Raw genomic sequence first — 6,449 nt, forward strand, 5'->3', positions numbered from 1 at the left:
GAAGGTCACACCTGTTCCCATCTCGAACACAGAAGTTAAGCTTCTTAGCGCCGATTGTAGTGAAGGGTTTCCCTTTGTGAGACTAGGACGTTGCCGCGCAAATGAAAAGCAAGCATGCAGGATATTCCTGATGCTTGCTTTTTTTTTGCGTTTTTTTTGGGGATCACTCCCAGTTATTGATTTTGTTTCCCAAACAGCTGCACAGCATACAGAAATTCTCCGTCATAATGGACACCGATGCCTACCTCACGGAAATCGGGATGAATCATATTGGCGTAATGGCCTTCGCTTTCCATCCAACCTTTGAACAAAAATTCGGCCATACTTGCTTCGTCCTTGAAATAGGTCGCCATTGCCAGATTTTCTCCGACCGTTTGATAAGGGTACCAGTAATCATCGGTCTGGATGACCGTGTAAAAATCGGTTCCATCCGGACGGGTGTGCGAAAACGATGTCTGGGTTTCAATGGCCCGGTGATCAGCCGCCGCTTTAAGCGTTTCGTTCTTTGTAAGGAGAAGCAAGCCTTGCTCCAGACGAAGCTCATTCAGTAAAACCATGACTTTATCTTCCACAAGGGTATAGTCGATTTCTTCAGGTCGGGTGAAAGGCGCTATGAGCAGGTCAATGCCTTCAGGGCTTGTCAGCACTTGAATTTTCTCAGCCACATCCGTTTGTACTGCTTGCTCGAGAAACAGGAATTTTTCGTTCAAAATATTACGGTTTATTCCGTATCCTACCAACAATGCTGCTATGCCAGTGAAAAGCAGGCCTCTAATGATTCGCATCCGCACCGTTCCTTTCAGATTTTCGGATAGTTTATTACTGGAAAAATATCCGGCAAATTCAAGTATGTTTCCATTATAGTCAATTCTCCGCACAATGTCCTGAAGAAAGTCTGGGATTCGTTTTTTGATTGATAATTTGCTAAAATGGGGGTAAGAATCGAAAGATGGAGATCTGTTGTGCGGATTGCGGGAGGGGGAATTCCTATGAATAAAAGGTTTGGATTGCTGCTTGTTGTCTGTGTCGGTGTTTTTGCTGCCTGTCAAAATGAATCTGAAACCGAAGATTCTTTGGTGAGCGAACAATCTTCGGTTTCTGCCGAAGCTGAGAAAAGTGTAACTAAAACGATCCTTTTTTCAAGTGGTGTTGAGGATGGAATCACCAGAGGCGATAAATATAACTATTTTGCGTTAGAAGGCAATGCTGAAGGTTATGATCAAGTGACCACCATCATCGAAGGGACGGCTGTCGACTATCGCGAGACGAACAACGTATGGGAATTCGATTATCCTTATCAAGGACCCAGTATTGAAACAGAAATCACCTTCACGACGGATACATCCGTCATATATGGCGATACTGGGATTAAACTGGCTGACCTTGCGCCTGAAAGTTATGTCACCATAACTTTCATACCTAATGAGAACCCAACGATAACTCCGCCTGCTTTTACGGTCAATGAGGGTGAAGCGCAAAACTTTTTGAGCGACGATTCCGGGATAAATGAGTTGGTGACGGTAACGGAAATCCGGGAAATAGATGCGCTGGAGGAACTCAACCCGCTTGGAGAAAAACTATTGGAAGTAGAAGTACAATACGTCAACAATGGCAGTGTCGATACCTACATCGCTCCCAACTATTTTTCGGCGCTTGATGCTGAGGGGAAAATTCTCCCTTTGCGCTACACCCATTTCTGGTTGCATACTGTCGCACCCGGGGAGTCCTTTACAGATAAGGTTTATTTTGACATCACCAGTGAAGGGCCTTACGCGATCCAATTTTTTGATGGCGCTTGGATCGACAGCGAGGAAGTTGGCGAGACAGTCAATGATATCTAGCTGACTGAAGGATACCAAAAACTACGGTAAAACGTCCTATACAAGGAAACAGCCTTGTGCAGCTTAAGCTGTACAGGGCTGTTCTTACGTTTTCTGAGGTACGGCTGCAAAAATAGTGCGCTACTTTTAGGTACGGACAACCAAAACATCACACGGTGCATGACGGACCACGTAGTTAGAGACCGATCCAACAAAAGCCCTAGTGATCGCACCTTTGCCGGTCGCTCCGATGACGATAAGATCGATGTTGTATTCTTTCGGAAATGCTTCAGCGATGAGCGTCATTGGATTGCCGTTGGTTACAGACTTCTTGACTTCAATCCCTTCATTTAGGGCGAATGTCATCATTTCATCGAGGAATTCATATTCCATGTCCTTGTATGCTTCCGTCAATCTGGATTCATATTCAGGGCTAAGAGGAACATTTCTTGTGTCCTTAACGTAGATAAGGTGCAACGCGGCGTTATTACGTTTGGCAATGGCAACAGCTTTTTTGAACGAATCTTCTGACTGACCTGAACCGTCAACGGGAACCAAAATATTTTTGTATTCTGCTAACATTTCTACCCGCTCCTTTTTTGAATTTGTTCAGAAAACGCTTCCTATACTCATTTTACAACAACGCTGTTTGAAAAGGAAGCCGGGAAGCGGTGACAAAAATTAGAATTATTTGGCAGAACTGTTAATCAGAAATGAAGCATGCTAAAATGAATTTAAGAAAAAGAAAGGGTTGAAGGCGGATATGACGGAAACGAACCATGAACAGGAGATCAGATATTGCAGGCAGACGAAGGTGATTCAGACACATCACGTCTTTCCGTTCGATTCAAATTACCACGGTACTTTGTTCGGAGGCAAACTGATGAGCATGATCGATGATTGTGCGGCAATTTCCGGAGAGCGTTTCGGTCGTACGACCAATGTGACCGCATCGGTGGACACATTGAACTTCATCAAGCCACTTCCTACTGGCCACTCGGTCTGCATCGATACGTTTGTTTCCGGAGCGGGGAAAACGTCAATGGAAATCTTCACAAAAGTTACCGGAGAAAATCTTCGGACGGGTGAACGGTATTTGGCAGCGACTTGCTTTTTGACCTTTGTGGCGCTTCCTGATGGGAATGGGCAAAAGGTTTCTCTTCCGAAAATCGTACCGGAAACGGTCGAGGAAAAATTCATCAACAGCGGATATGAAGAAAGACGGAAAAAGCGAAGAGCCGATCTGGACTACCAAAAACAGCTACATGAACATCTCACGATAGAAATACCTTGGGCGGATTAGCACTTGTAGACAAAATAAGCGCGGCAAGCCTTGATTTGAAAAGCATGGAAAGAGATACATACAAATGATGGAGCAGGAGTGTGTCAACGTGTCGAAAACTAACGGAAAAGATTTATTGGGTCAGCCATTTTTGAATAAAGGGACCGCATTCACTTTGGAAGAACGAGCAACATTAGGGCTGGAAGGTTTATTGCCGACCGAAGTGCGTACCTTGGAAGAACAAGGGAAGATTGTCTATGCGCAACTGGGCCAACTGACTGATGCTTATTCCAAACAGAAGCATCTGATGAATATCTACGCCCAGAACCGCGTGCTTTTTTACCATGTCATCGGGAAACACGTGACCGAGTTGTTGCCGGTCATCTATACGCCGACCATCGCCGACACAGTCATGAATTATTCGCGGGATTACCAAATTCCCCAGGATGCGGTCTACTTGGATGTGAATCGTCCGGAAGCGATCCGCACCGCTATGCTGAACGGCTGCAAAGGCATGGATGAAGAAATCAAAATGATGGTCATCACAGATGGCGAAGGGGTGCTGGGCATCGGCGATTGGGGCATCCAAGGCATCGCGATTTCAATCGGAAAACTGGCTGTATACACCGTCGCTTCGGGATTGAATCCGCAACAGGTCTTGCCGATCGTGATTGATGCGGGCACAAACAACGAGCAGCTGCTGGAGGATCCGTTCTATCTCGGCAATAAGCACAAACGTGTGACAGGAGAGGCGTATTACCCATTCATCGAAAAGTTCGTTGAAGAGGCATCAGCGCTGTTCCCGGATGTATTGTTCCACTGGGAAGACTTCGGCCGCGACAATGCCGCCAATATACTGGAGCAGTACCGCGATAAAATCTGTACGTTCAATGATGACATCCAGGGGACCGGCGTGATGATGGCGGCTGCGATGGATTCAGTGGTCCGGATCACCGATAAGCCGATCACGGAACACAAAATCCTTGTTTTCGGAGGCGGGACTGCCGGTGTCGGTGTATCCGACCAAATCCTCATGGAGATGGTGCTGCAAGGTGCCGACAGCCAGGAAGCCCGCAAACAGTTTTACATGGTCGACCGCTATGGGCTGGTCACTGATGACATGGCGGATCTTACGCCGGGTCAGCAAAAATATGCGCGCGCTGCGGCTGAGTTCTCCGCACCATTGAACGATTTGGCTGAAATCATCGAAGCGGTCAAACCGACCGTGCTGATTGGTACATCAGGCCAAGCCGGTGCCTTTACGCAAGCGGTCGTCGAAAAGATGGCAGCATACAATGAACGTCCGGCCATCATGCCGATCTCGAATCCGACCAGATTATGCGAAGCAAAGGCTTCGGATGTCATTGCTTGGTCCGAGGGGAGAGCGTTGGTCGTTACCGGCAGCCCATCCGATCCGATCGCATACAATGGCGTGGACTATAAAATCGGCCAGGCGAACAATGCCTTATTGTACCCAGGTTTAGGCTTCGGGATCGTCATCGCAAAAGCCAAGACAGTGACGGACAGAATGCTGTCCGCTGCCGCGCACGGCATCACTTCCCTACAGAACTTGGATGAAGCGGGAGCAGCGATTTTGCCGCCGGTTTCCCAGTTGCGCGAAGCCTCGAAATTGGTTGCGGCAGCCGTCATCCAAGCAGCTATCGAAGATGGAGTAAATGGTGTTGAAATAACGGATCCGATGGAAGCTGTCGAAGCTGCCATCTGGAAAGCGGAATATTAGGACAAAAAGCACGTCCAAAAACGGAAGAGCCGACAGGAAGGAACGGGATGAATGGAATATAGAATTGAACATGACTCATTAGGGGAAGTAAAAGTTGCAGCGGATAAATTATGGGGTGCACAGACGCAACGCAGTCTGGAAAATTTCAAGATCGGAATCGAAAAAATTCCGATGGAAGTCATCTATGCATTGGTCGAAATCAAGCGTGCTGCCGCGGCATCAAACCATGAAGTCGGCTTATTGGATGAGACCGTTACAAAAGGCATCCTTTTGGCGGCTGATGAAGTGCTTGAAGGCAAATGGGACGATCAATTTCCGTTATCCGTATGGCAGACCGGAAGCGGCACGCAATCCAATATGAATGTGAACGAAGTGCTGGCGAACCGAGGCAACCAGCTAGTTGACTGCGGTATCCACCCAAACGACCACGTGAACAAAGGACAGAGCTCCAATGATACATTCCCGGCTGCTATGCACATCGCCGGCGTGCTATACATAAAAAATAAACTGTACCCGGCGATTGAGCAGTTGATCGGCACGCTGACTCGTTTGGAGCAGGAAAATGCAGCGATCGTCAAATTGGGCCGTACCCATCTGCAGGATGCGACGCCATTGACATTAGGCCAGGAAATCAGCGCATGGCGCGTCATGCTTGAAGAAACCATGTCCATGATCGAGGACTCCTTGAAATACATGCGCCAAGTAGCCTTAGGCGGCACAGCAGTCGGAACGGGGTTGAACGCGGATCCGATCTTCATCCAAAAAACGATCGAAAAGGTTGCGGAGCGCACGGGCGAGGCATTCGTTGGAGCAGAGAACAAATTCCATGCGCTGACCAGCAAGGATGCTTTTGTGCATACGCATGGGGCGGTTAAAGCGTTGGCGGCCAATTTCTACAAGATCGCAAATGATGTCCGTTGGCTGGCGAGCGGCCCGAGAAGCGGCATCGGCGAAATCAGCATCCCGATGAATGAGCCGGGAAGTTCGATCATGCCCGGAAAAGTCAATCCTACCCAATCCGAAGCGGTAACGATGGCCTGCATCCAAGTGATGGGCAACGACAGCGCCATCGGCTTTGCGGCTTCGCAAGGTTCGTTCCAGCTGAATACTTATATGCCGCTCATCGTGAACAGCTTCATGCAGTCTGTCCGCCTGCTTGCGGATGCACTGATCAGTTTTGATGAAAACTGCGCGAGCGGAATCAAGGCGGAACAGGATAAAATCAACCATAACTTGACCAATTCCTTGATGCTGGTGACTGCTTTGAACCCGTACATCGGTTATGAGAAAGCAGCCAAGATCGCCCAGAAGGCTTTTGTGGACGGCACTTCCTTGAAAGAGGCGGCTGTCGCGATGGGGCATGTCACTGCTGAAGAGTTCGATCAGTACGTGGATCCGATGAAGATGGTTTAATTTTTTCGGCGAAGTGCGGATCGGCAGGCAAGTCCAGTCGATCCGCTTTTGTTGTCTATTGTTTTGAAACAGGTCAAATACAGGAGGCCCTAAATAATGTCTACTGAATAATTAACAAACCTTATCGCAACAGCGTTTTTAGCTGTTTTTTGGTATAATAGATGCATGGATTCCAGAGGGAAATACCAAAAAC

Annotated in this window: 6 protein-coding genes and 1 rRNA gene; 5 read left to right on the forward strand and 2 right to left on the reverse strand. The window is 47.9% G+C overall.

Annotated elements, in window-relative coordinates; all coding sequences use genetic code 11:
• Positions 1–99, forward strand: a 5S ribosomal RNA gene (gene rrf, locus ACTCCX_RS11850); the annotation flags it as partial.
• Positions 100–173: 74 nt separating this feature from the next.
• On the opposite strand, the gene ACTCCX_RS11855 is transcribed toward rrf, so the two are convergent.
• Positions 174–785: a CAP domain-containing protein gene (locus ACTCCX_RS11855; protein WP_086988729.1), complete on the reverse strand. Its 612-nt coding sequence runs from the start codon at positions 783–785 to the stop codon at positions 174–176.
• Positions 786–989: 204 nt separating this feature from the next.
• Between ACTCCX_RS11855 and ACTCCX_RS11860 the strand changes: the two genes are divergently transcribed.
• Positions 990–1,841 (forward strand): DUF4352 domain-containing protein, encoded by an 852-nt coding sequence (locus tag ACTCCX_RS11860; RefSeq protein WP_463276180.1) that lies wholly within the window; start codon positions 990–992, stop codon positions 1,839–1,841.
• A gap of 126 nt (positions 1,842–1,967) precedes the next feature.
• Here the strand turns inward: ACTCCX_RS11860 and ACTCCX_RS11865 are convergent, their stop codons facing one another.
• Positions 1,968–2,402, reverse strand: a complete 435-nt coding sequence (locus tag ACTCCX_RS11865) for a universal stress protein (RefSeq protein WP_068561016.1) — start codon at positions 2,400–2,402, stop codon at positions 1,968–1,970.
• A gap of 181 nt (positions 2,403–2,583) precedes the next feature.
• On the opposite strand from ACTCCX_RS11865, the gene ACTCCX_RS11870 reads away from it, so the two are divergent.
• From ACTCCX_RS11870 to fumC, 3 genes are all read left to right on the forward strand, one after another.
• The gene (locus ACTCCX_RS11870; RefSeq protein WP_276646929.1) at positions 2,584–3,123 is read left to right on the forward strand and encodes an acyl-CoA thioesterase; all 540 of its coding nucleotides are present in this window, start codon (positions 2,584–2,586) and stop codon (positions 3,121–3,123) included.
• Between the two features lie 88 nt (positions 3,124–3,211).
• Positions 3,212–4,843, forward strand: coding sequence for an NAD-dependent malic enzyme (locus tag ACTCCX_RS11875; protein WP_463276181.1), 1,632 nt, complete (start codon positions 3,212–3,214; stop codon positions 4,841–4,843).
• Between the two features lie 51 nt (positions 4,844–4,894).
• Positions 4,895–6,256, forward strand: coding sequence for a class II fumarate hydratase (fumC, locus tag ACTCCX_RS11880; RefSeq protein WP_463276182.1), 1,362 nt, complete (start codon positions 4,895–4,897; stop codon positions 6,254–6,256).
• The last annotated feature ends 193 nt before the right edge of the window (positions 6,257–6,449 follow it).

It is taken from the genome of Trichococcus sp. (genome assembly GCF_055118575.1).